The organism is uncultured Prevotella sp., assembly GCF_946407605.1.
GTDB lineage: Bacteria > Bacteroidota > Bacteroidia > Bacteroidales > Bacteroidaceae > Prevotella.
The window spans coordinates 22,857-46,063 of sequence record NZ_CAMJOS010000006.1 but is presented as its reverse complement, the minus strand read 5'-3'; the positions used below and the strand labels follow the sequence as shown (position 1 = coordinate 46,063).

Annotated in this window: 22 protein-coding genes; 6 read left to right on the top strand and 16 right to left on the bottom strand. The window is 50.4% G+C overall.

Annotation, left to right across the window (positions count from 1 at the left end; all coding sequences use genetic code 11):
* Nucleotides 1-42 precede the first annotated feature (42 nt).
* Nucleotides 43-1,311: a hypothetical protein gene (locus Q0R57_RS04350; protein ID WP_294744182.1), complete on the bottom strand. Its 1,269-nt coding sequence runs from the start codon at nucleotides 1,309-1,311 to the stop codon at nucleotides 43-45.
* Nucleotides 1,312-1,588: 277 nt separating this feature from the next.
* Between Q0R57_RS04350 and Q0R57_RS04345 the strand changes: the two genes are divergently transcribed.
* Complete coding sequence (locus Q0R57_RS04345) at nucleotides 1,589-2,014, top strand: Hsp20/alpha crystallin family protein (protein WP_294744181.1); 426 nt, start codon at nucleotides 1,589-1,591, stop codon at nucleotides 2,012-2,014.
* A gap of 44 nt (nucleotides 2,015-2,058) precedes the next feature.
* Here the strand turns inward: Q0R57_RS04345 and Q0R57_RS04340 are convergent, their stop codons facing one another.
* Complete coding sequence (locus Q0R57_RS04340) at nucleotides 2,059-3,423, bottom strand: TrpB-like pyridoxal phosphate-dependent enzyme (RefSeq protein ID WP_294744180.1); 1,365 nt, start codon at nucleotides 3,421-3,423, stop codon at nucleotides 2,059-2,061.
* 102 nt (nucleotides 3,424-3,525) lie between these two features.
* Here Q0R57_RS04340 and Q0R57_RS04335 point away from each other — a divergent pair, with 102 nt between their 5' ends.
* Nucleotides 3,526-4,980 (top strand): sodium:solute symporter, encoded by a 1,455-nt coding sequence (locus Q0R57_RS04335; RefSeq protein WP_294744179.1) that lies wholly within the window; start codon nucleotides 3,526-3,528, stop codon nucleotides 4,978-4,980.
* A 37-nt stretch (nucleotides 4,981-5,017) separates the two neighbouring features.
* Here the strand turns inward: Q0R57_RS04335 and Q0R57_RS04330 are convergent, their stop codons facing one another.
* The 8 genes from Q0R57_RS04330 to Q0R57_RS04295 form a co-directional block, all read right to left on the bottom strand.
* Nucleotides 5,018-6,682, bottom strand: a complete 1,665-nt coding sequence (locus tag Q0R57_RS04330) for an ATP-binding protein (RefSeq protein WP_294744178.1) — start codon at nucleotides 6,680-6,682, stop codon at nucleotides 5,018-5,020.
* A 389-nt stretch (nucleotides 6,683-7,071) separates the two neighbouring features.
* Nucleotides 7,072-8,001: a thioredoxin-disulfide reductase gene (trxB, locus tag Q0R57_RS04325; RefSeq protein ID WP_294744177.1), complete on the bottom strand. Its 930-nt coding sequence runs from the start codon at nucleotides 7,999-8,001 to the stop codon at nucleotides 7,072-7,074.
* 28 nt (nucleotides 8,002-8,029) lie between these two features.
* Nucleotides 8,030-8,581 carry a glutathione peroxidase gene (locus tag Q0R57_RS04320; protein ID WP_294744176.1) on the bottom strand — a complete coding sequence of 184 codons (552 nt, stop codon included), beginning with the start codon at nucleotides 8,579-8,581 and terminating at the stop codon, nucleotides 8,030-8,032.
* A 56-nt stretch (nucleotides 8,582-8,637) separates the two neighbouring features.
* Complete coding sequence (locus tag Q0R57_RS04315) at nucleotides 8,638-9,603, bottom strand: DNA/RNA non-specific endonuclease (protein WP_294744175.1); 966 nt, start codon at nucleotides 9,601-9,603, stop codon at nucleotides 8,638-8,640.
* Nucleotides 9,604-9,693: 90 nt separating this feature from the next.
* On the bottom strand, nucleotides 9,694-9,948 hold the full coding sequence (locus Q0R57_RS04310) for a type B 50S ribosomal protein L31 (RefSeq protein ID WP_248506248.1): 255 nt from the start codon (nucleotides 9,946-9,948) through the stop codon (nucleotides 9,694-9,696).
* A 172-nt stretch (nucleotides 9,949-10,120) separates the two neighbouring features.
* Entirely contained in the window at nucleotides 10,121-12,229 is a 2,109-nt protein-coding gene (locus tag Q0R57_RS04305; protein ID WP_294744174.1) for a DUF6359 domain-containing protein, read from the bottom strand.
* Between the two features lie 40 nt (nucleotides 12,230-12,269).
* Entirely contained in the window at nucleotides 12,270-13,181 is a 912-nt protein-coding gene (locus tag Q0R57_RS04300) for a DUF5689 domain-containing protein (RefSeq protein ID WP_294744173.1), read from the bottom strand.
* A 22-nt stretch (nucleotides 13,182-13,203) separates the two neighbouring features.
* Entirely contained in the window at nucleotides 13,204-15,774 is a 2,571-nt protein-coding gene (locus Q0R57_RS04295) for a TonB-dependent receptor (RefSeq protein WP_294744172.1), read from the bottom strand.
* A gap of 67 nt (nucleotides 15,775-15,841) precedes the next feature.
* Between Q0R57_RS04295 and Q0R57_RS04290 the strand changes: the two genes are divergently transcribed.
* From Q0R57_RS04290 to Q0R57_RS04275, 4 genes are read left to right on the top strand one after another with little or no spacing between them, the layout of a single operon-like run.
* Entirely contained in the window at nucleotides 15,842-16,000 is a 159-nt protein-coding gene (locus Q0R57_RS04290; RefSeq protein ID WP_294744171.1) for a hypothetical protein, read from the top strand.
* Nucleotides 15,936-16,988 (top strand): endonuclease/exonuclease/phosphatase family protein, encoded by a 1,053-nt coding sequence (locus Q0R57_RS04285; RefSeq protein ID WP_294744170.1) that lies wholly within the window; start codon nucleotides 15,936-15,938, stop codon nucleotides 16,986-16,988. The genes Q0R57_RS04290 and Q0R57_RS04285 overlap by 65 nt, the downstream gene beginning before the upstream one ends.
* Nucleotides 16,985-17,599, top strand: coding sequence for a uridine kinase (gene udk / locus Q0R57_RS04280; protein ID WP_294744169.1), 615 nt, complete (start codon nucleotides 16,985-16,987; stop codon nucleotides 17,597-17,599). The genes Q0R57_RS04285 and udk overlap by 4 nt, the downstream gene beginning before the upstream one ends.
* The gene (locus tag Q0R57_RS04275) at nucleotides 17,596-18,111 is read left to right on the top strand and encodes a histidine phosphatase family protein (protein WP_294744168.1); all 516 of its coding nucleotides are present in this window, start codon (nucleotides 17,596-17,598) and stop codon (nucleotides 18,109-18,111) included. Before udk ends, Q0R57_RS04275 begins: the two co-directional genes overlap by 4 nt.
* 27 nt (nucleotides 18,112-18,138) lie before the next feature.
* On the opposite strand, the gene Q0R57_RS04270 is transcribed toward Q0R57_RS04275, so the two are convergent.
* From Q0R57_RS04270 to Q0R57_RS04245, 6 genes are all read right to left on the bottom strand, one after another.
* Nucleotides 18,139-19,251, bottom strand: a complete 1,113-nt coding sequence (locus Q0R57_RS04270; RefSeq protein WP_294744167.1) for a hypothetical protein — start codon at nucleotides 19,249-19,251, stop codon at nucleotides 18,139-18,141.
* A 123-nt stretch (nucleotides 19,252-19,374) separates the two neighbouring features.
* Entirely contained in the window at nucleotides 19,375-19,770 is a 396-nt protein-coding gene (locus Q0R57_RS04265; RefSeq protein ID WP_294744166.1) for a hypothetical protein, read from the bottom strand.
* Nucleotides 19,754-21,274, bottom strand: coding sequence for a hypothetical protein (locus tag Q0R57_RS04260; RefSeq protein ID WP_294744165.1), 1,521 nt, complete (start codon nucleotides 21,272-21,274; stop codon nucleotides 19,754-19,756). The genes Q0R57_RS04265 and Q0R57_RS04260 overlap by 17 nt, the downstream gene beginning before the upstream one ends.
* A 12-nt stretch (nucleotides 21,275-21,286) precedes the next feature.
* Complete coding sequence (locus tag Q0R57_RS04255; protein ID WP_294744164.1) at nucleotides 21,287-21,916, bottom strand: sugar transferase; 630 nt, start codon at nucleotides 21,914-21,916, stop codon at nucleotides 21,287-21,289.
* A gap of 54 nt (nucleotides 21,917-21,970) precedes the next feature.
* Nucleotides 21,971-22,789 carry a glycosyltransferase family 2 protein gene (locus Q0R57_RS04250; RefSeq protein ID WP_294744163.1) on the bottom strand — a complete coding sequence of 273 codons (819 nt, stop codon included), beginning with the start codon at nucleotides 22,787-22,789 and terminating at the stop codon, nucleotides 21,971-21,973.
* Nucleotides 22,790-22,869: 80 nt separating this feature from the next.
* Nucleotides 22,870-23,034, bottom strand: coding sequence for a hypothetical protein (locus Q0R57_RS04245; protein WP_366516827.1), 165 nt, complete (start codon nucleotides 23,032-23,034; stop codon nucleotides 22,870-22,872).
* Between the last annotated feature and the right edge of the window lie 173 nt (nucleotides 23,035-23,207).

Below are 23,207 nucleotides of genomic sequence, written 5' to 3'. Positions count from 1 at the left end.
AACAACAGCGGGCTTGCCGAGAGTGGCAAGCCCGTTGTTGTTTTATTGTGGCTGGACGCTGTTGCAGCGCTCGGTATAGAAGGTCTTGAAGTCATCCCATTTATAATAAGGATAGAGGTCGGAGGGCAGAGGCAGGGTGGACTCGATGCCGTTGAGTAGGCACTTGATGAGGATGGGGTCGCCTGCCTTCTTGCTGCGATAGAAGATGAGCTGCAGGTTCGAGGCCTTGCCAGTCTCCCACGTCTGGTAGCAGTTCTTCACCTCGTAGGGGTCCTCGGGGTCGATGTCGGCACCATTGATGCCCATCAGCACGGTGAGGGGACCGAGACAGGTGTCGTGACCAAAGCGCAGGTCGGCCAAGCGTTTGGTGCTGCCGTTGAGCACGTTGTCGGCCTTCTTGATGATGTCGCGCAGAATGGGAATCATGTCGTAGCGGGGCTCAAAGACCCAGGTGTAGCCACCTAGGTTCTCGTTCTCCCAGCGTGCAGCCAGTTCCTGGTCGGTGATGATATTGCCCATCATGCCCTCATGACCGATGCTGGGCAGCGAGGTGTAGAGGTTGATGAGGTTGCTGGCGATGTGGTGGGGAGTGCCGGGCAGACCCTCGGTGCTGGTGAAGACGCGTGGGATGATCCGTTCGCGCAGGCCGTCGTTATACTTGAACTGCTGGCGGTTCTGTTCGAAACGTGGACGAGACTTTGGGTATGTCTGGCGCAGCGGGTTCTGACGATCGTCGGGCTTCACGCCGTCGAGCACCTTACGGGCCGACTCCATGCGAATCTCAATCTTGGGGTTGCATTGCTTCAGCTCCTCGCAGAACGAGGCCATGCTGACCACGCAGCGTCCCGTGAGCGACGAGATGGCATAGACGTCACCACCATTCTTGAACACCTCCTTGAAGTCGCGATACATGGTGCGGGCGATATACTGATGCTGTTCCCAGCCCAGGTCGCTGAGCTCGCTGACGCTGACGGCCAACTCGCGCTTGGCGGCGTCGTACTTTGTGCGGAAAGCCTCGCCCTCGGGCGTCAGCTGGTGCTGGCGGTGGGCTTTGGTCAACAGCGAGTCGAGCTCACGATAGAGCGCATCGTTCCAGTAGTAGCGCGAGCCGTGACGTCCGTAGTGGCTGATGTAAAACGCCTTGTAGCCCTTGGGGGCCTTGGTCATCGTCTGTGCCTCGTACGAGTAGGGATAGTCGGTACCGTAAGCCTTGCGGGGGTCAGACTTGAGTTGTTCGAGGGCTGGTGCGCCCTGAGCCCATGTGGTCAGCGCTAAGGCGACCAGAAGCAGGAGGTTGAGGATTCTTTTCATTGTTGTTCCTTTTTATGAGGTAGCGTAATAATTAATGTTTTATGATTGTGGCTACAAAGATAAACAATTCTTTGGAAATAAGCAAGGGCTTGGTGAAGTTTTCCTATGGCAGAGGGGCGATTTTGAGTACTGTTGTGTCATTTTGTCGTGCTTGGCTGTCATTTTGGCGCGCTTTTCCGCACTGGCACCAATGTTGCATTTTATGAAGCGAGCAAGGTGCTCAGAAACAATAAAAATAACGTTTAACAATTAAATAAAAACATAGGAGGACAAAACTATGACACCAATGATGAGAACAAACAACTGGATTCCTGCAGTGTTCAACGACTTTTTCGACACCGACTATATGCCGCGTGCTAACAGTACCGCTCCGGCAATCAACGTGAAAGAGACCGATAAGGCCTATGTAGTGGAACTGGCCGCTCCTGGCATGAAGAAGGAGGACTTCAACGTACACATCAACGATGAGGGCAACCTGATCATCAAGATGGAGAAAAAGGATGAAAAGAAGGAGGAGGACAAGAGCGCTCGCTATCTGCGTCGCGAATTCTCGTACTCGAAGTTTGAACAGACGCTGCTGCTGCCCGACGATGTGAAGAAGGAGGACATCACGGCAAAGGTAGAGCACGGCGTGCTCACCGTAGAGCTGCCGAAGGTGGTAGAAGAGAAGGTGAAGGTTTCAAGGCAGATTGATATCTGCTAAGGGTACAGAAAGTAAAAGCCCCGCCAGTCGGCGGGGCTTTACTTTTATCCTTGTTTGTCAAGTTCTGCGAGATTCTCAGCAATCATCTCGTCAGTAACGGTGTAGTTCTGCAGGTCGCCCTTGATATAGGCCTCGTAGCTGGGCATGTCGATGAGTCCGTGACCAGAGAGGTTGAACAGGATGACCTTCTCCTCACCAGTCTCCTTGCACTTCAGGGCCTCGCGGATGGTGGCGGCGATGGCGTGGGTGCTCTCAGGAGCAGGGATGATGCCCTCGGTACGGGCGAAGAGCATACCTGCCTCGAAGGTCTCGAGCTGAGGAATATCGACGCCGTGCATCAGTCCGTCCTTGATCAGCTGCGAGATAATCATGCCGGCACCGTGATAGCGCAAACCACCAGCATGGATGTTTGAGGGCTTGAAGTTATGGCCCAGGGTGTACATGGGCAGCAGGGGCGTGTAGCCGGCCTCGTCGCCAAAGTCGTAGCGGAACTGTCCGCGAGTGAGCTTAGGACAGCTGTCGGGCTCGGCAGCGATGAACTCGGTAGTCTTGCCATCGAGCAGGTTGTGGCGCATGAAGGGGAACGAGATGCCGCCGAAGTTTGAACCACCGCCGAAGCAGCCAATCACGATATCGGGATACTCGCCTGCCATCGCCATCTGCTTCTCAGCCTCCAAGCCGATGATGGTCTGGTGCAGACCAACGTGGTTGAGCACAGAGCCCAGTGTGTATTTACAGTTGGGAGTGGTGGTGGCTAGCTCTACAGCCTCAGAGATGGCGGTACCCAGAGAGCCTGAGTGGGTGGGGTCCTTGGTCAGGATGTCCTTACCAGCACGGGTGGACATCGAAGGAGAACCCTCGACCACAGCGCCGAAGGTGCGCATGATGCTGGAGCGATAGGGCTTCTGCTGCATGGTGATCTTCACCTGATAGACAGCGCAATCCAAACCGTAGATCTTGGCGGCATAACTCAGAGCGGCGCCCCACTGGCCGGCACCAGTCTCAGTGGTGACGTTGGTGGTGCCTTCCTGCTTGGCATAGTAGCACTGGGGCAGGGCAGAATTGATCTTATGTGAGCCTAAAGGGTTGGTACTCTCGTTCTTGAAATAGATGTGGGCGGGAGTACCAAGTGCCTCTTCGAGGGCGTAGGCGCGCACCAGCGGCGTAGAACGGTAGTACTTGTATTTTTCGAGTACGTCCTCGGGAATGTCAATCCAGCGGTGCTCGGTGTCCAGCTCCTGTACGCAGCACTCGCGTGGGAAGATATGTGCCAGGTCGTCCACACCCAGAGGCTGCTTGGTAGCCGGGTGGATGGGAGGCATGGGTTTGTTGGGCATGTCTGCCTGAATGTTATACCACTGTGTTGGGATTTCACTCTCCTGGAGGATGAATTTCTTTTGTTTGCTCATACTTTTTTTAATTATTGGTTTAGTGTTTGCGCTGCAAAGTTATAAAAAAATATCAATTCTCAATTATCAATTCTCAATTATTTTGTAACTTTGCACGCCGAAATGTGGATTATTGCAATTATATTAGTTTATTTTGCAGTTCTGATGGCTATCAGCCGACTCGCTGCCAAACGAACGACGAATGAGACCTTCTTCAGGGCCAACCGTCGTTCGCCCTGGTATATGGTGGCCTTCGGTATGGTGGGGGCCTCGATATCGGGGGTGACGTTTGTCAGCGTGCCGGGTATGGTGCTCTCGTCGCAGATGACCTACCTGCAGGTGTGCTTAGGATTCATCGTGGGTTATCTGGCGGTGGCCTTTGTGCTGCTGCCTGTCTATTACAAGCTGAACCTCACGTCTATCTATACCTATCTGGGCTTGCGACTGGGCTCGCATTCCTATGAGACGGGGGCGTGGTTCTTCCTGCTGTCGAAGATGATTGGGGCGGCGGTGAAGTTCTACGTGGTGTGTATCATCCTGCAGCAGTTTGTGTTCGACGCGCTGGGTGTGCCCTTCTGGGTCAACGTCATCGGTATGGTGCTGCTCATCTGGCTCTACACACGAAAGGGTGGGGTGCGGACGCTGGTCTTTACGGACACTTTTCAGACCATCTGCCTGTTTTCGGCGCTACTCCTTATTATATATATGGTGATGCGACAGATGGACTTCTCGCTGACGGATGCCTTCAGGGCTGTGGCTGATGATGAGAGGAGTAGGGTGTTTGTGATGGACGACTGGCAGTCGCCGCATAATTTCTGGAAACAGTTTCTGAGTGGTGCGTTTATCGTGATTGTGATGACGGGCCTCGATCAGGATATGATGCAGAAGAACCTGACCTGTCGCACGCTGCGCGAGGCGCAGAAGGATATGTGCTCCTATGGTGTGGCCTTCGTGCCTGCCAACCTGCTGTTCCTCTCGCTGGGCATCCTGCTGGCGCAACTCTTTGAGTCTCAGGGCGTCACCATTCCCACTAAAGGCGATGAGCTCCTTCCAATGTTTGTCTCAGGCGCAGCCAACTATTCTCCCTTCACCCTTGACCTTTCACCCGTCACCATTCTCTTCGCTCTCGGCATCGTGGCGGCCTCGTTCTCTTCTGCCGACTCGGCGCTGACGTCACTCACCACCAGTTATTGCGTGGATATCCGCAAACGTACAGACGATGAACGGCTGCGCAAGCGTACTCATCTGATTATCTGTGGGTTGTTCGTGGTTTTCATCCTGCTGTTTCATGCCCTGAACAGCACGTCACTCATCGATGCTATCTACACCATCGTGTCATATACCTACGGTCCGTTGCTGGGACTCTTTGCCTTCGGACTCTTTACAAAGCGACAGGTTCGCGACCGTCTGGTGCCGCTGGTCTGTGTGGCCTCGCCCTTCGTGTGCTATGGCGTCGATACCCTTGCGCAAAGCCTTTGGGACTATCATTTCGGCTATGAACTGCTGATGCTCAATGGCTTGCTCACCTTCCTTGGATTGCTGGGACTATCGAGAAAAGCTGAGGGCACCTGTGAATGATGGTCTAGGGCACTTGTGAATGATGGCCTGAGGGCGACTATTTATTGTGCTGCTCAATATATTCGCTGGGCTGAATGCCAAACTCTTTTCTGAAACAGGTGGCAAAATATTTCGGGTCTTTGAATCCTACCTTATATGCTAAGTCGCTGACACGCAGGTCGCTCTGTGTCTCTGCCATCCTCTTGGCCTCCTTCATGCGGATATCGCGGATATAAGCGGTGACGTTCAAGCCCGTCAGAGCCCTTAGCTTGTTGTAAAGCGTTGATTGTGAGGCGCCCATCTCGCTGGCAAAGGCATCGCGATCGAAGTCGGAATCGTCCAAATGCTTATGTACACAGGCGTTGGCGCGCTGCAGGAACTCTTCGTCAGGTGTTGCTGGACGGGGCTCTTCCTCCACAGCGGCGGCGGTGGCTCTCTCGCCCACAATACGTATGCGGTTCTCTATGATATTGTTGATGCGCAGTTCCAGGTCGCCCAAACGGAAAGGCTTCGTCACATAGTCGTCGGCACCTAACAGCATGGATGCCTTGCGGTCTTCCTCATGGGCTTTGGCCGAGATGAGGATGATGGGCAGATGGCTCCATTCGGGCGTCGTCTTGATCTGACGGGTGAGCTCGTTACCGTCCATCTCGGGCATCGACACATCCGAGACAATTAGGTCTATAGGCTCTTTGCTGATGATGTCGAGGGCGGCAGCACCGTTGGTGGCTTTCAGGATGTTGAAGCGGTTGCTGAGCAGCGTCTCCATCAGCATCAGCAGTTCCTCGTTATCCTCCACCAGCAGTATGCGGTAGAAATGTGAGCGGTCCACTTCCTGGTGTTCCTCAGTGGTGTCGGGCTGTTCCAGCGAGCTCAGGTCTATAATATTATTGTTGGGCTTGGCGAAGTCAATCTGGTGCTGGTCGTCAATCTGGGAGGGGGCGAAGGCCTCTTTCTTGATGGGCAGCGTCACGGTGAAGGTGGTGCCGATAGTCTGGTCGCTCTGACAGGTGATAGTCCCGTTGTGCAGATATACCAGGTCGCGTGTCAAAGCCAGTCCCAGACCAGTGCCGTGTACCTTCATCCATCTGTAGTCGCCGTCGTAATAGCGTTTGAACAGCTGTTTCATCCTGTCGGCAGGAATACCTATTCCGTTGTCAATCACCTGGATGACGATCTGGTCGAAATACTCATTTGTCCTCACCTTTAACTGCACCATACCTGGTGTGCGGGTGTATTTGGCGGCATTCGACAGGAGGTTGTAGATGATTTTGTCCAATTTGTCGGTATCTATCCAGCCCATCATCGACTTCGGCGTACACTGAATGGAGAACGCCAGTCCTTTTTTGTGCATCAGCGGTTCTATACAGAGTGCGGTCTGACGGATATACTCCATCACGTCGCCCTGTGCCACCTTCAGCTTCAGTTCACCCGACTGCGACTTGCTGGTTTCCAGGATCTGTTGCAACAATCGCGTCATGCGTTCCACATTCAGTTCCATGAGTGCGTAATCCTTCGCATAGCGGGGCTCTTGGTCGCGCAATCGCTCTATCGAAGCCCCAATAACGGTGAGGGGAGTGAGCAGCTCATGTGAGATATTTGTGAACACCTGATCCAGTTGCATGCGTTTTTTGATGTTCACATTACGCTGATAATGCCACCTCGCAATGAAAAATATGGCGATGGCTGTCAGAAAAATGGCAATATAATGAAAAACTGACATCTTATTAATCTTCTTTTTGGTTTAAAATTCGTGAGCGAAAGTAATATTTTTCTGCTAAATCTCCAAATATTTTGCCCAAAAAGTGTGTTTTTGGGTTTAATTTTCGTGATTTTAGGTAGAAAATGAGTTAAATAACGCATTTTAAACTCTAATTAACTATCATTGAACCTCTGTTTGTGTAGAATGCCTTATCTTTGCACATGAAAAAGATTTTTAATGGTTAAGGTTTATGGTTGATTAATTTAGTTGGGAAAGCCTCGCTGTGAAGCGCGGCTTTCTTTTTTTTACCAAACAAACACAAAAAAGGGGCGGATGCTTATTGCGTCTGCCCCTTTCTTATACTATTATTATTTCTGTTCTTCTTTTCTTATTGCTTCTGCAGATATCTCTTATTGGTTCAGCAGATAGCGTTCGGCCTCAATGGCTGCTTGACAGCCTGTACCAGCGGCGCTAATGGCCTGACGATATACTGGGTCGGCACAGTCGCCAGCCACGAATACGCCAGGAATCTTGGTCTTGGGCGTACCGTCAATCTTCTTCAGGTAGCCTACCTCGTCAGTATCGAGCCATTCCTTGAAGATATCTGTGTTGGGCTTGTGACCAATAGCCAGGAAGAAACCGTCGATGGCGATATCTACCATCTGCTCGTCAGCCTCACCCTTGCGCTTCACCAGGTGCGCACCTTCTACGCCATTCTCACCAAACAGTCCTACGGTGTTGTGCTCAAACAGTATCTCGATGTTCTCGCGCTCCATAACGCGCTGTTGCATCACCTTTGAGGCTCTCAGGTAGTTTTTACGAACAATGAGGTATACCTTCTTACAGAGACCGCTCAGATATAGTGCGTCCTCGCAGGCTGTGTCGCCACCGCCTACTACTGCTACAGTCTTCTTGCGATAGAAGAATCCGTCGCAGGTGGCACAGGCACTCACACCGTTGCCGTTGTATTTTGTCTCGTCAGGCAGACCCAGGTACTTTGCTGAGGCACCTGTAGCGATGATAACGGTGTCAGCAATGATTTCCTCACCAGCATCGTCCCAAGCTTTGTAGGGCGCCTCTGAGAAGTCCACCTTCACAATCTCGCCATCGCGGATATCGGTACCGAAGCGCTCGGCCTGTTGGCGCAGGTCCATCATCATCTGGTTGCCGTCAACACCCTCAGGATAGCCTGGGAAGTTCTCCACCTCGGTGGTCTGGGTCAACTGTCCTCCGGGCTGCAGTCCACAGTACTCCACAGGGCTCAGATTGGCTCTGGAGGCATAGATGGCTGCGGTATAACCCGCAGGTCCGCTACCTATAATTAAACATTTCGTATTCATAATTAGAAATTAGTAATTATGATTAGTATTATTTCAGCAGCTCTTCAATCTGCTTGGCAATGTTCTCAAGCTTCTCGGTAGGCTCGAAACGGGCTACAACGGCACCCTTCTTGTTGATCAGGAACTTGGTGAAGTTCCATTTGATGCCTGGTGTCTCCTTATAGTTGGGATCAGCCTTGCTGAGCATATCGTCAAGGATATGTGCTATGGGGTGCTCCATGTCCCAGCCTGCAAAGTTCTTCTGTTCTGACAGGAACTTAAACAGCGGCTCGGCATCGTCACCAGTAACCTTCACCTTCTTGAAACGGGGGAACTCTGTGCCAAAGTTCACCTTACAGAACTCGTGGATGCTCTCGTCAGTGCCAGGAGCCTGTTGTCCAAACTGGTTGCAGGGGAAGTCCAGAATCTCGAATCCCTGACTATGATACTGCTCATAGAGCTTCTCCAGTTCTTCGTACTGTGGTGTGAATCCGCATTTTGTGGCTGTGTTTACGATGAGTAATACCTCGTTGGCATACTCTTTCATTGATACATCCTTACCTTTTCTGTCTTTGACAGTGAAATCATAAACAGTTCTCATTTTCTTGTTGTATTGGTTAGTTTGATTGTTGTTATTTCGTTTTTACTTGTTTTCGTTTACTTTTTTGTCAGTCCCCAGAGCTTCTTGATGGTCTCAAGATCCTGAGTCTCAACGCTGTTTTCTATATCATCGGGTAGGTTACAGAAGAAGTCGATACCATCGTTCCTGCCTTCGTGCTTACTCGTTTTCTGTTCCAGTTCGCGAATGCTGATGACGTAGTCTCCCAGCTTGTCATTGGAGTGGTCGCTGCTGAGGTGTTCTACCCAGAAGGCCATTGCCTGATGGGTGCCGTTGCTGCGCTTCAGCAATAGAGCCATATAGAAATAGCGGGGTACGATAAAGCCGCTACGTGTGCGACAGAGAATATAGTCCTCGCGGTCTATAGTGCCGCCCTTGACGACAAACAGCGTATCATTGCCAGTAATCTTTCTGCCCCAGTCATTGCGTACGAAAGCTTCCATCTTTGACCAGATGCCTGTGTTGAAGTTCTCGCCCTGCGGAAACATGTTGGTCATATAGTAGGTCTGACCATTAGCATCCATCGATGCCACGCGATCTTCCGATGCACAGATATGTCCTCGTTGGAAGTATGAAAAGCCTTTGTCTGGATAACTGCTGCCGCTGAATTCTCCTGTGACACTTGGTTGTTCGTATGCTGGTATGTCGGGGTCTTTCTGGAAGGGATCGCCGCTCCAAGTCCTGCCGTTCCATGTGGCTCCGTCCCATTGGCCTCTGCTCCAGTTCTTCACCTTGTTATCTTTAGTGAAATAGAAGGCTGTCCAGCGCTGAGCCTTCAGGTCGTGGTCCCATTCCAGCGAATACGTAGTGCCGTATTTTGATGTACTATGGGTAATCACCGTACTGTTTCCGCTACTGATGTGCGGAAATTCCAGTCCGGCATAGCGGGCTATGTTCTTGTTCTCGTTGCCCGTAAATGTCGAGGTGCCTCCCTCGTCATCATCGCCACATGCCACGAATGCTATGGAGATAACCAGGAGAGAAAGTACTCTGTTTAGTTTCATTGTTTCTGTGTTATGCCAATGAAGGTGCGTACAAGGCATATGCAACTACCCTGGACGCACCTTCTGTAAGTGTCATTTCCTAGAAATATCTTACTTCTTCGAAGCCTTACCGTAGCGGCTCATGAACTTATCGACGCGACCAGCGGTGTCGACGAGCTTGCTCTTACCAGTGTAGAAGGGGTGAGAGCTGCTAGAGATTTCTACTTTTACCACAGGGTAAGTTTCGCCTTCGAACTCTACAGTGTCATTAGTCTTTGCAGTAGACTTCGTAAGGAACATATCGCCGTTGGACATGTCCTTAAACACGACGGGGCGATAGTTTTCGGGATGAATTCCTTTTTTCATTTCTTTATTGTAACTATTTATAAATAATGTTCATGCGCACGTGTAGTGCCAATCAGGGTGCAAAGGTACGAACTTTTTTTGAATCCTGCAAATATTTGCTCCTTTTTTTAGAAAAAACGGGCTGCAACCCGAGTATGGGTGCAGCCCGTTTTTATATTTGAATACTTATAGTTTACTTGCGGCGGCTTGCTGATGTCTGAGAATTCAGCTTCACTAGATAGTTCTTCTTGCTGGCAAACTCGGGTGTGTTACCTTGATAGTTAACAACTTTACCGCAGACGATAACCTCGTCGCCCACCTGTACCTGCGTGTTGCCCTCAACCCAAGGCTGATTGCCGAAGTAATAGCAGCTATAGGCGATGAACTCCTTACCACCAGTAGCACCATCGTCAGAGATGTTAAAGGTGGCAGTACCATATTGAGCACTGAAGGTGAACTTGATGCTTGAAATCTTGCCCTTCACATAGTAGTCCTCATCAGAGGTCTTGCCGCCTTCCATAGCTGCAACGATGTCGTAGGCCTGAGAAGCTGTAAGCGGATTCTCTAAGGTGCCTGTAGAGCCGCTGGGCGTATCACCACCACCTTCACTACCATTTGTCAAAGATACAAGGTAGTTGCCTTGGTCGAACTCCATAGTGCCTCTATAGTTCTTAACTTTACCACAAATAGTTACTTTATCGCCAACTTTCAAGTCTGTATCAGATGTGACAGCTGCACCATCGAGTAACTTACCACGGAATACATAGAACTTATTACTCTTCTGAGAATCGTCAGAGATGTAGTAGGTAGCATTGCCGTATTGTGTAGAGAGATCAGTGATTTCAGTCACGATACCCTTAGCATAGACTTCGGCTCCATTGTTAAGGAACTCTCCATCAGCGAGGTTGGCTGTCTGTGCCAGCAGTGCTGCTACATTCCAGGGGTCAGCCTGTGTGCCGCTACCCTTAGCATCACCGCTTGGTGTGTCACCACCGCCACCACCGGCTGGATTCTTACCAATCTCGGTGCCATTAAGGATGGCGAAGGTGACGGTCTTGATACCTGTGACACCGAAGTATTTCTCGATGTTTCCATAGAGGGTCACTTCCTTCTTGTAGTTGCCAGGATTGTCCTTGAGGTTGAGGCCAGTGCGGATATCGCCAGCAGGCAACTGTACAGGCATACACTTGTTGATGTCTGTCTCGTCAGCAGAGGCAGCAATCAGGATGTTGGTCTGAGTATCGCCAGTAGCGTCGAAGTGGGCACCTTCGGCCAGAGCCTGACCTGTGACATTTCCTACGATATAGGCCTTGACATAGACGCCAGTAGCAGAACCTGCTGCGATGGCAGCTGTCACATTGTAGGGAGAATCGGCAGTACCCTTGCCTTCGCCCTCGCCGCTGGGAGTATCACCACCCTCAGCCTTCTTGTCGTTGAGCTGCATAATCTTGCTGCCCTGGGCGAACTGCTTGGTATTGCCCTTGTAGTTGACGAGCTTACCAGAAACGATGACATTGTCGCCAACTTTAATATCGTTAGCATTGGTGAACTTAGCACCACCAAGACCATAACCACGATAAATCTGCAGGGTGTTGTTTTCTGAACCATCGTCAGAGATGGTATAAGTGGCGTTGCCATACTGACCAGTATCAATCTCGCTGATAGCAGCAATCTTACCCTTGACATAACCTACAGGCGACTGCTTGTCGGCCTCAAGGTTGGCATCGATATAGGCCAGCGCCTCGGCTACAGTGAGGGGCTTCTCAGCAGTACCAGGAGCATCAGGTGTCTCACCGCCACCGCCTTCACCTTTCTTGTAATATACGAGGTAGTTGCCCTGGTCGAACTCCATAGTGCCCTTGTAGTTCTTGATCTTACCGCAAACGGTGACAGAGTCGCCCACCTGCAGGTCGGTGTCGGCAGCAACGGCAGCACCGTCGAGCAGCTTACCACGATAGACGTAGAACTTATTGCTGGCCTTGGCATTGTCTGAGATATAATAGGTGGCGTTGCCATATGTCGTAGAGATGTCAGAGGTCTCTGTGACAATACCTGTGACATACACCTCGGCGCCATCGTTGAGGAAGTCGCCATCGTTGAGACTGCTACATGCTTCGATAACGGCAGCCACGTTCCAGGGGCTTTCCTGGGTACCTTCTCCCGCAGGTTCTATGACCACCTCGGGCTCTGAGGGTTTGATCTGGTCGTACGGGTTGTTGTACGGCTCGGGCACATCTTCACAGGAAGTGAAGGTGAATGCTGCGATGGCCATTGCCATCATGCTTAAATATATCTTTTTCATAATACTTAATTTTCAATTTTCAATTATCAATTTTCAACTCTTATTTCACTTCCTCCACATCGTCGATGGTGCGGATGATAAGCTCCCACTGGTCTCTGTAGCGCTTGATGACGCCAGTGATGTTTACCTTTCCAGTGGGCAGCTTCTTGGCAGCAAAGTCAGCATAGTTGCTGGTGTAGATCTGCACACCGCCAGTCTGCCCGTCAGGCTGCTCCTTGAAGTACCATGAGGTAGAGTAGTTAGGATCAGAGTAGGAGGACTCGCCAGCCACGAAGGGGATATTATCGACATACTGCTTGGTGTCGGTGTTGTAGTAGCCTCCCTTCTTGAAGCTTACGTTCTTGATGATACACAGCTTGCCGGCATCCTTGGCGATGTCCCATGTGGTCTTGGTGCTACCGTCGGCAAAGAGCTCAGGCTCTACACGGGTACGATAGCCCGTGAGCTTGAAGTGCTGATTCCACAGCTGACGCGGCATACGGCTCACGCTCGTGTCGCCCGACGAACTGGTGTAGGGCGTTCCGATGGTGGCACTCTTACGATAGTTGCCGATATACAATCCGTTGAGGTCAACGAGAATCTCGGTGCCTACGGGCAGGTAGCCGAAGATACCGCCCTGTGCGATGCCGATAAAGATGGCACCTGAGGCATCCTGTACGGATATCTCGTTATACATATTTCCTTCAATATCGTTGGCGGTGACCACGGCCTTGATCTGTATATCCTCGCTGATCAGCTTGTACTGACCCTCGTTGTTGATCTCGTTGCTGAATTTGGTCTTCAGATCATCGATGCTCAATACCTTGGTCTCCTTGATATTGTTGTTGCCATAGAGGGTGTTGTCTGTTGCAGGCTCGTCCCACTTGCTGTTGAAGAAATTGGAGTTGCCGTCAGCGCATCCTGTAAAGATGCCGCATACAAGTGCTAATAATAAATAATGTATCTTTTTCATAACCTTTCTGTTTTTATTTGAATTAGAACTTGTAAGCAATATTCAGCATGCCGTTGATACCGTAAGCGTAGTACTTGAACGGGTTCTTCTGGAACTGATAAGCACGTACGTTGTCGCTGGAGGTGTAGCTCGAGCGGCTCTGCTCATAACCACCAGTCACGATGTTCTGGTTGTTCAGCACATTGGTGAGCGACAGGTTAATGCTCATAGAACGCCCTCTAGTGAGATACAGGCTCTTGCCGATAGAGAGGTCGAGCATAAAGCCGCCATGACCTTTGGCCTGTTCCACAGCACTCTCAAGCAGGTTGCCATTGCTGTCGTAAACGGGCTCGAAATCCAGACGGTTGCGCTTCTCCAGTGTAGAGGCGTAGCGGTATGAAGGCGAGTAGGAGAGGTAGATGCGGTCGTAGTAGTTACCGTTGATATCAATAAACCAGCCGCCTTGGTGATAACTCAGTATGAAGCTCAGGGCAGTGAGAGGAGTGCCAGCTTCACGCATGTTCTTATTATAACATATCTCGGGTTTGCCGTCGTTGGCATCGTTGAAGGTACCCTTCGTCGAACTCATATACCAAACCTGAGCGTTGTTGGTGTTGCGAGCCTCGCTGACGGTACCGAGGGCTTTGAAGCTCCATGCCTCGGTGAGCTTGAAGTTCAAGCCCCACTCAATGCCGTAGTACTCTTTCGACATGCCAGTCATCGAAACATACGAGAACGAGTTGATATCGTCGAAATAGAAGTTCTGCCATTCTGTAGCATCCTCTACGATGGCGCCATAGGCCATGATGTTGGCCTTAAGCCAAGAGTTCTGCATCTGGTAGCCAATCTCGGCCGAGTAGTTCTTCTCAGTCTTCAGGTCCACCACGAAGTCGTTGTTCATCTCGGGTGATACGAAGGCGGCCTGAGCCTCTGGAGCACGCATGTTGATGCCGAAGCCACCAGTGATGACGTGACCATGACCCAGTGTGACTGCCGCACCTACCTTACCACCACCTTCCAGGAAATGGGCAGTGCCGCTCTTGCCGTAAGAGTTTTCGAGGAACATACCGTTCTTCATCTTACCGTCACGCTGCATCTCTACGCCAGCCACACGTCCACTGACAAAGGCGTGGGTGTTGTTGCCGATGTTGGCAGCATAGGTGGTCCAGAAACCAGCCTTATTCACTAATATGTTGTAGTCGTAGCCAAAACGGTCGCCTTCACCTACCTTGGCGTTGGGGTTGTTGGCGTCGTACTGTACACGGGCATCGTCAATGGCGTAGGTTCCCAGAGCGTAGGTGTTGATGTTATGGAAACTGTTGGCACCCATCAGATCCTCCATCGTCTGATAGTGCATGCCCTTGTTGGTAGCCAGCTGGAAGCCCAGACTCAGACGCTGGTCTTTGCTCAGGTCCACATTCAGGTTCGATGACAGTGCCAGGTTCAGGTTGTCGTTATGCTTGGCCTGGATGTAGTACATAGCGTCGGTGCCCTGTGCGTTGGCATTCTTGTTGGCCAGATACAGCTTGTCGAAGTTGATCTGACGGTCAGCCACATTACCCGACATCAGGTTCTTGGCACGCAGCCAGTCACTGGCTCCTTGCTCAGTACGGTTGGCAGCATCATCCTCAAACCATACGTCGAAATAGCTGCTGGGCAGGTTCTTCCAGTAGTTAGGCTGGGGGTTGTCGCTGTTGTTATAGTTCAGCTTGGTGCTCTTATACATCGAGTAGCGGCCTGTCAGGGTGGTCACCAGCTTCATGTCGTCGTTGATCTTCCAGTCCCACGTCATCAGGGCGGTGGGAGCAAAGTCGTTAACGACGCGTGAGTTGCGGATATGGCCGTTCTGATAGCCCCAATAGGGGTTGTAGTAGCGGTTGTTGGCCAGCCAGTACATCTCGTCGGTGGCAGCACCCTGTCCTGCACGCTCTGTGGGGTTGCCCCATGTCACGAACGACAGGTGATGCTGGTCGTTGATGAACTTCTCCAATCCGAAGAAATAGCTCAGCGAGTTGTAGAACGTACCATCGACGTAGGCCGTCTTAGGGCTAGCCCAGCGGTAGGTGACGTTAGCCGACAGCGCCCATCCGTTCTCCATCACACCTGAGTTATAGGTGTACATGCCGCGGAAGGTGTAGTTACGGTTAGCTCCCGAGAGAGTGATACGCTGACCGGTGGCAAATGCCGACGGACGGAAGTTGTAATTGTTCGAGCCAGCCATTGCGCTCATGGCGAAGTTGTTGTCCTCGAAGGGCAGCGAGTTCTCCACGCCACGTGTCTGCTGGTTCAGACCGCCAACAAGCGAATAGCGGAACTGTCCCGTCTCCATGTCGTTCATCTGAACACCGTTGATGTAGATGTCATTGTACTTTTGGTTAAAAGCACGGTAGCGGAAACGCATGGGACTGAACAGATACCCCACCTGCGAGGCGTAGGTATTAGAGTTCGAGTTGATGATGGTCACGTTCTGCGACATGTCATCATCCTCGCCCAACTGTGCTTCCGTGAAAGTGAAGGCCTGTTCGTCCTGTATGCCCAGAGAGTCCACCTCTTGGGCCATCAGTGCAGGGGCAACGCATAGGGCCATCACCACGAGTTTCAGTTTCTTGTTCATAGAATTAAAATTAGTTACCATTATTTGCCGCAAAGATACATCAAAAAAATGGAATATCAAAGTAATTATGAAAAAAGTTTTTCATGATTTAAAATATGTAGCAAAAATGCTGGCTGTTATCAGAATTTTTATTATCTTTGCAGCATTATTACTGACTGATTATGAAAAAGACGATTGTTTTATTGGTGGCGATGCTGCTTATAGGGGCAGGTTCCGCCTCGGCTGACGAGAAGAAATTCTCACTCTATGGAGTAGGATTCTACAATCTGGAAAATCTCTTTGATACCTGTCACGACGAAGGGCACAACGATTATGAGTTCCTGCCTGACGGACAGTACAAATGGAGCGGATTGAAGTATAGTCACAAACTGAAGAACATGGCTCGTGTGCTGGCAGAGTTGGGTACCGACAGACTGCCTGGCATTGGCTGTGCCATTATCGGTGTGTCTGAGGTGGAGAACGCCAAGTGCATGGAGGACCTCTGCGCTCAGGAGCCCCTCAAGGCCCGTGGTTATCAGTTTGTGCATGTCGAGGGTCCTGACCGTCGTGGTGTTGACTGCGCCCTGATTTATAATCCCCGTATGTTCAAGATTCGCGATGTGAAGCTGGTGCCCTATGTCTATGTCCTTGAAAAGGATAAGGAACGTGCCACCCGTGGCTTCCTTACCGTGAGCGGCACCCTGGCTGGCGAACATGTGGTGGTCATCGTCAACCACCTGCCTTCGCGTGGTGCAGAGTCGTTCTATCGTGAGGAGGGCGGACGTCAGCTGCGCATTGTTAAAGACTCGCTGGTGAAGGAAGACCCTGAGGCCAAGATTATCATTATGGGTGATATGAACGACGACCCGCAGGACAAGTCGATGGCAGTGTCTCTGGGTGCTAAGCGCAAGATGAAGGATGTGGAGAAGGGTGGCCTGTGGAATCCCTGGTGGGATGTGCTGGCCGACGGCACAGGCACGCTGCAGTATGACGGCAAGTGGAATCTGTTCGACCAGATTATCATGTCGCAGACCCTGCTCGACCAGAAAGGCAAGAAAGACTATAAGACCCTGAAATACTGGAACCATCAGATATTCCGTCGTGACTATCTGTTCCAGAAAGAAGGTCGCTACAAGGGCAACACCCTTCGCACGCATGCTGGCGGTGTGTGGCTCGACGGCTTCAGCGATCACCTACCCACCGTTATCTATTTAATTAAAGAGGTAAAGAAATGACCATCATCGGAATAGCAGGCGGTACGGGTTCCGGCAAGACCACCGTCGTCAAGAAAATTGCTAAGGCATTGCCCCCACATTGCGTGGCTGTGGTTCCCATCGACTCGTATTATAACGACACCACGAACATGACGCCCGAAGAGCGCAAAGCCATCAACTTCGACCATCCCGACGCCTTCGACTGGAAGTTGCTCACCGAGCATATCAAGAAGTTGAAGAATGGCGAGGCCATCGAGCAGCCCACCTATTCATATATAGAGAGCAACCGCCAGAAGGAGACCATCCACGTGGAGCCCAAGCCGGTGATTATCATCGAGGGTATCATGGCACTGCACAGCAAGAAGTTACGCGACATTATGGATCTGAAGATCTTTGTCGATACCGACAGCGATGTGCGCCTCATTCGCAACATCCGTCGTGATGTGGTGGAACGTGGACGTACCGTGGAGATGGTGCTCGACCGCTATGAGAAGGTGCTGAAACCCATGCACGAGCAGTTTATCGAGCCTACTAAGAAGTTTGCCGACCTGATAGTGCCTTGGGGTGGCGACAACCATACTGGCATCCATATCTTGAAGACCTATATCGAGGGTATCGTTACTGGTGTATGACGAAACTTTATCTGGCTCGCCATGGGGAGACCTTCGATAATGAACGTCAGATCATGCAGGGACAGACCCCTGGTGAACTGAATACCAATGGCATCCGCCAGGCTGAAGAGTTGAGTCTTCAGCTGGTGGATGTGTCGTTTAATGCTGTGGTAGCCAGCGACTTATGGCGCTCTGTTCAGACAGCCCGCATCGTGGCTGCGCCACATCATCTTGAGGTAGTCACCACCCCTTTGCTGCGCGAGCGCGACTGGGGTAGTTTTACGGGACGTTTCATCCCCGACCTGAAAGATGTCAAGCCTTGGCCTGACGATATCGAGACGCTACAGCAGATGAAGGATAGGGCAGGGCGGTTCCTCGACTATATCCGTACAACCTATCCTGACCAGACCGTGTTGGCTGTGGGTCATGGCATCATCAACAAAGCCATCCAGGCGGTGTTCTTCCACAAGGAGATGCACGAGATAGAGAAAATGAAAAATGCCGAGGTGCGAATCCTCGACATTTCTCTATAAAGTATAGTTTAGTATTGTTTTTCTTTCTTATCGGCGTCCGCCACCGCTTCTGGCACCACCACTGCTTCTGCCACCTCCAGCATTGCCTCCGCCACGGCTCATAGAGCTGCCACCGCCACGGCTTACGCTACCTCCGCTGCTGCGAGTGCTTCCACCACTGAAGCTGCCACCGCTTCTGCTGCTTACGCTGGAGTTCGAGCTTCTACTGCTTACGCCAGAATTAACACTTCTGCTGCTGACGCTGGAGTTGCTACTTCTGTTGCTAACGCTGCTTCTGTCGATATTGACACTGCTGTTGTTTCTTTCAATGCTTCGGCCAGCATCCCTTCTCTCAACATTGCGATTGGTGTTCACTCTTTCAATAGAGCGTCCAGAGTTCACAGTACCTTCATTCCTGTTTCTGTCAGAGCCACCGCGGTTCACGTTCCTGTCAGTATTGCGGTCGGTGTTCCTGCCGTTATTGTTACGTACACCACCATTATTGTCGCGGTCAGTGTTTCTGCCGTTGTTGCCGCGCTCAATGTTTCTTCCGTTATTGTCGCGTCCACCACGATCAATGTCATTGCCACCAGTCACACGGGTTGAGCTGCGTCCATGATTGCGGTCACGATAGTCGCCACGGTCCCAGTGATTACGCATGCCCTCATGACGGTCACGAGGCCTGTCAGGACGGAAGTGGTCATGACGTCCTTCGTACCAGCTACGACCTCCGTTGTGATGCCAGCTGTGTCCACCGCGATAGGTCACGTAGAAGTGTGGACGGCCAAAGTAGAAGTAGTCACGATGCGGGTAGCGGGCATAGATGCCGAAGTGCCAGTATCCTCCCTCCCAGTACAGCGGGCGGTAGAAATAGGTGGCTGCGCGGAACAGGTCCCACTGCCAGCTATAGAGTATGTAACTCAGATCCAGGTTGCGGCGCTCCCAGTAGGTTCCGAACACATTGCTATAACTAGTCACGCCCATCAGGTAGTCCAGATTAATCTCATAGGCTGCCTCGTACTGTGCGTCAGTCAAGTTCAGTTCATATGCCATCTTATCGGTCAGGAACAGTGCCTCTCTGCGAGCCTGCTCGTATGACATGGCGTTAGCCGATACTGCTATCGTCAGCATGGTAACCAGAGTGAATAACATCTTCTTCATAATCGTATAGTTTTAATCATTCAACATTCAGTTATCTTTGTTTTCTGCTGCAAAGATAAGGCAAAATAGTGGGCGACGCAAAGGATTTTCCCTAAACAAGTGGGGGAAAATCCCTATACCTTATTAATACTTATAGAAGCTCCATGTCTTACCATCCTGACTCAGTGTCAGGTCTTCCGAGTCCAGATGGTCTATCCTCAGCCGGATATTGGTAAAAGGCTTGAAGCCGAAATGCTCTTCAATATATACGGTATCGTTTGGTTCTCCTTTAATAGATGAACATTGTATAAACAGACTGTCACCAACATGTTGGAAATTGCCAAAGACCTTTCTTCCCTTGGCATTACGGAAAACGGTTACTGAACCGGAGAAGCTGATGTACTTGTCATCCGTACCATTCTGCCGCCACTGTCCCCATAGGTCACCAGCATCTCTTCCTTCCTGACAAGAGAAAAGTAAAACGGTCAGAAAGTAAAAAGGTAAAAAGGTGAAAAGTAAAAACTTACAGAATCTTGCCATGATAACCTATTTTGATGTCAAACGTCGTGCAGTCGCCGTAGATGTTGCCCTTGTCGAGAGCACAGGCGGCGCCAAACTGCCAGGGACCTATGGTGTAGATGCCCTGCACCATGGCGTCGAAAGAGTGGTGCTTATGAGAAAGAGGGTAGTCGTATGTGCCCCATCCCTCACGGTATGATCCTTTGGCCAGATAGCTCAGATGGTCCGTTATTTCGCCACTAACGCCTACATGCCATGCCTTGACGCGATTGTCGAGGAACCTGGTCTCTCCACCTTTATTATATATAGGAGAGGTGATAAGTGCTATACCAGGTGTCATACCATAGTGTGTATAACTGTCATAGCAGGTGTGGTTATAATAGTCATCTTTGCCAGTCACCTTGTCTGTTATCTGACTGCGTATGGGTTCCGGATAGTCGCCTCCGTCGTAATGTAAGGGGCCTGATTGGTTGGTGCTCTGGAAATACTCTACCACAGCCTTGCGCACATACTGCCTTCCTGCAGCCTTGTTGTTGTATTGAATGCCGTAGGTGCCGTCCCATCCATTACTCTTGCGCATACCCGAACCATCCTCGAAGATATCATCATAATACACCTGCAGCAGGTGGTTCTTATTGATGTTCCAGCCCAGTTGCACCGTCATCTCGCCCAAATGGTTGCCATAAATCCAGTCCTCCATGGCGTCATTCTCGAAATAATGCTTATCGCCTAGGGGCAGGATGATATCCATAAACGATTTAAGATTGGTGCTTTTACTCTTTGATGTAAATACACCGTTGTTGTCATATCCATATTTCGTGCCGCCAAACTGCACCACATGTTCTATACCGCCAATGAAGAAAAACTGCTCGCAGAAATTAATCTTGAAAAACAGGTGCTTCTGGTGATAGAGAATGTTGGTGGCGTATTTGTCGTTGATGTATTGCCCACTGGCATTGGTCTCGCCGTTATAAAAAGCATCGTGGCGATAGTTGCTATCCAGAAACTTGCCGTAACCCCCGTCAAAGTTTAACTCCAGCCATCCATTGGTGAATGGTACAGTCCAGAAACCATTGGTGCCCAGATGTATCTGCGCAAAAGGCTTAGCGTTGGTACCTTTGGCATACGAGCCAATACTCAGCTCCTCATCGCGAATCACCTGCTTTTGTTCTCTTGCACCAGCCTCTATGAAGAAGTCCTGAAACGATAGGTTGGCATAACATTGCTGCAGGTAGTCCTTGTGGTCGGCATGTACCGATGCGATGGCATCAACACCACCCGAGAGCTTCCAGTCTTTATTCAATTGATGCTCCACATTCACGGCTCCCCTTAGATAGGCGGTGTTGGAGCGTGTGCCCAGCACATGGTGGCGGTTGGTCACCAGTTGGTAGGCCGTATAGTCGCCAGTACCTACGGCAGCCTCTGCCGTCAGGTCGTAAGTGATATGGGTGTGGGGAGCGTCCTGTGCCTTCACCATCGAGGCGCCAAAACAAAGCACCGAAAGAAGAAGGGTTCTGTAGCTCATAGAAAGCAAGCTTTAGAATTTCTTTCCAAACACGATGTTGATGAAGGTCTTGACCAGAATCTTAAAGTCGAACCACCATGAGCGGTGCTCCAGGTAGTAAAGGTCCAACTCCAGTCGGCGCAGCATCTTTTCCAGTGTGTCGGTATAGCCATTATAGAGGGTGGCATAGCTGGTCACGCCAGGACGGATCTGATAAAGATAGACATAGCGTGGGTCGCGCTCCATAATCTGTTTGATATAGAACTCACGCTCCGGACGAGGACCAATGAAGGCCATATCGCCAGTTACCACATTCCACAACTGTGGCAGCTCGTCCAGATGGTGCTCTCTTAAGAATTTCCCTATCTTCGTCATGCGTGTCTCGTTCTCGTGCTGGAATAGGGCAGGGCCATCTTTCTCAGCATCGATACGCATGCTGCGGAACTTATAGATATTGAAAGGACGTCCGAAGCGACCAATACGCTCTTGTTTGAAAATGGCGGGCCCTCCGTCTTCTCTTTTTACCAGGATATAACAGATAAGGAATAATGGTGAAAAGACAACGAGGCAGATACAGGCGATGAAGAAATCGACAACGCGCTTCACATTACGCTCAATTTCGTTCATTCCGTCTAATACGTATCCGTTTTCGAGTACTGTCATATAAGTTTTTGTTGTTTCTCGTATTACTTTATTATAGTAACGAAGAAATCAACTTTATATTATAAAATTGGTTGATTTTTTTTTGTTAAGGTATTTAATGCTGTCGAAACGCTTTTTTACACGCTTCAATAGATAGGTTGGGACGAAAAGAAAATAGAAGTACAAGTAAGACTTCAGAGGTGAAAAACCTAATACTTTCTGATAAATCAGAATGTTGTATTTTATAAGTCCGAACTTCCTTGACGATACAGATCCTTTTCGGTCACGATAGTAGGCCAAAGGCTCACTAATGGCTCTCACCTCGCGACAGTTGCGCAATATGGCAAGAAACAGTCCCCAGTCCTGACGCTTGCGAATAGCAGGCATATAGTACTTATGTCCCAGTTTCTCAATGTCATAGATGGCAGTCAGACAGCCAATCTTGTTGTCGCGCTTCAACTGCCCGAAGGTTAGTACGTCTGGCGCAATTACAATGCCTTGCTCTTCGTCATGTTCATCACACACAATATATGAAGCGAAACAAAGGGCACAGTCGTGCTCGTCCATAAAGGCTATCTGCTTCTCCAGTTTCTCGGGAAACCATCGGTCATCGCTGTCACAGAAAGCGATGTATCTTCCCTTCGCACGTTCAATAGACTTGTTGCGAGCATATCCTGGACCGTGGTTGCTGTCCAGATAGAGCACGTTCACACGGCTGTCCTGCTCACTATAGTGTCGCAGGATGCCAAGTGTCTGTTCGTCATCCGAATGATCATCGGTGATCAGTAGCTCCAAATGTTTATATGTTTGGTTTAAGATGCTGTCAATACTGTCTGCCAAGTGCTTGGCTCCATTATATGACGGCATGATAACCGACACCAGTCTATCGCTCATTTTTTGCAATTTGGCTGCAAAGGTACGAAAAATAATCGAAAGACACTCTTTTTTTTCATAATTTTTAAAAACAGCGACGCTTATCGCTTGCCTGTCTTGGCCTTGAACTCCTCGCGAGCCTTTTTCATCTGTGCCAGAAAACGCTCGCTGGTATGCAGACGGGCATAGGCAGCCGAAGCAGCCAGACGGGCAGCATCAGTATCACTCGAGGTGCTGTCAGGCGGACCAGGCATGAATATCATCATGTCGGGCATCTCACCAGTGGTAAAGTAGGCGTCAACAGTTTCTTTTTTTCGCTATTTGTATTTTTGACCTTCGGTCGAAGATACTTCTGCTCGAGAAAACTCAAAATTCTTTTGGTTTTCTACTCGCTTATTCGAACTCTGACCTTCGGTCGAAGATGCTCTCGCTCGGAAAT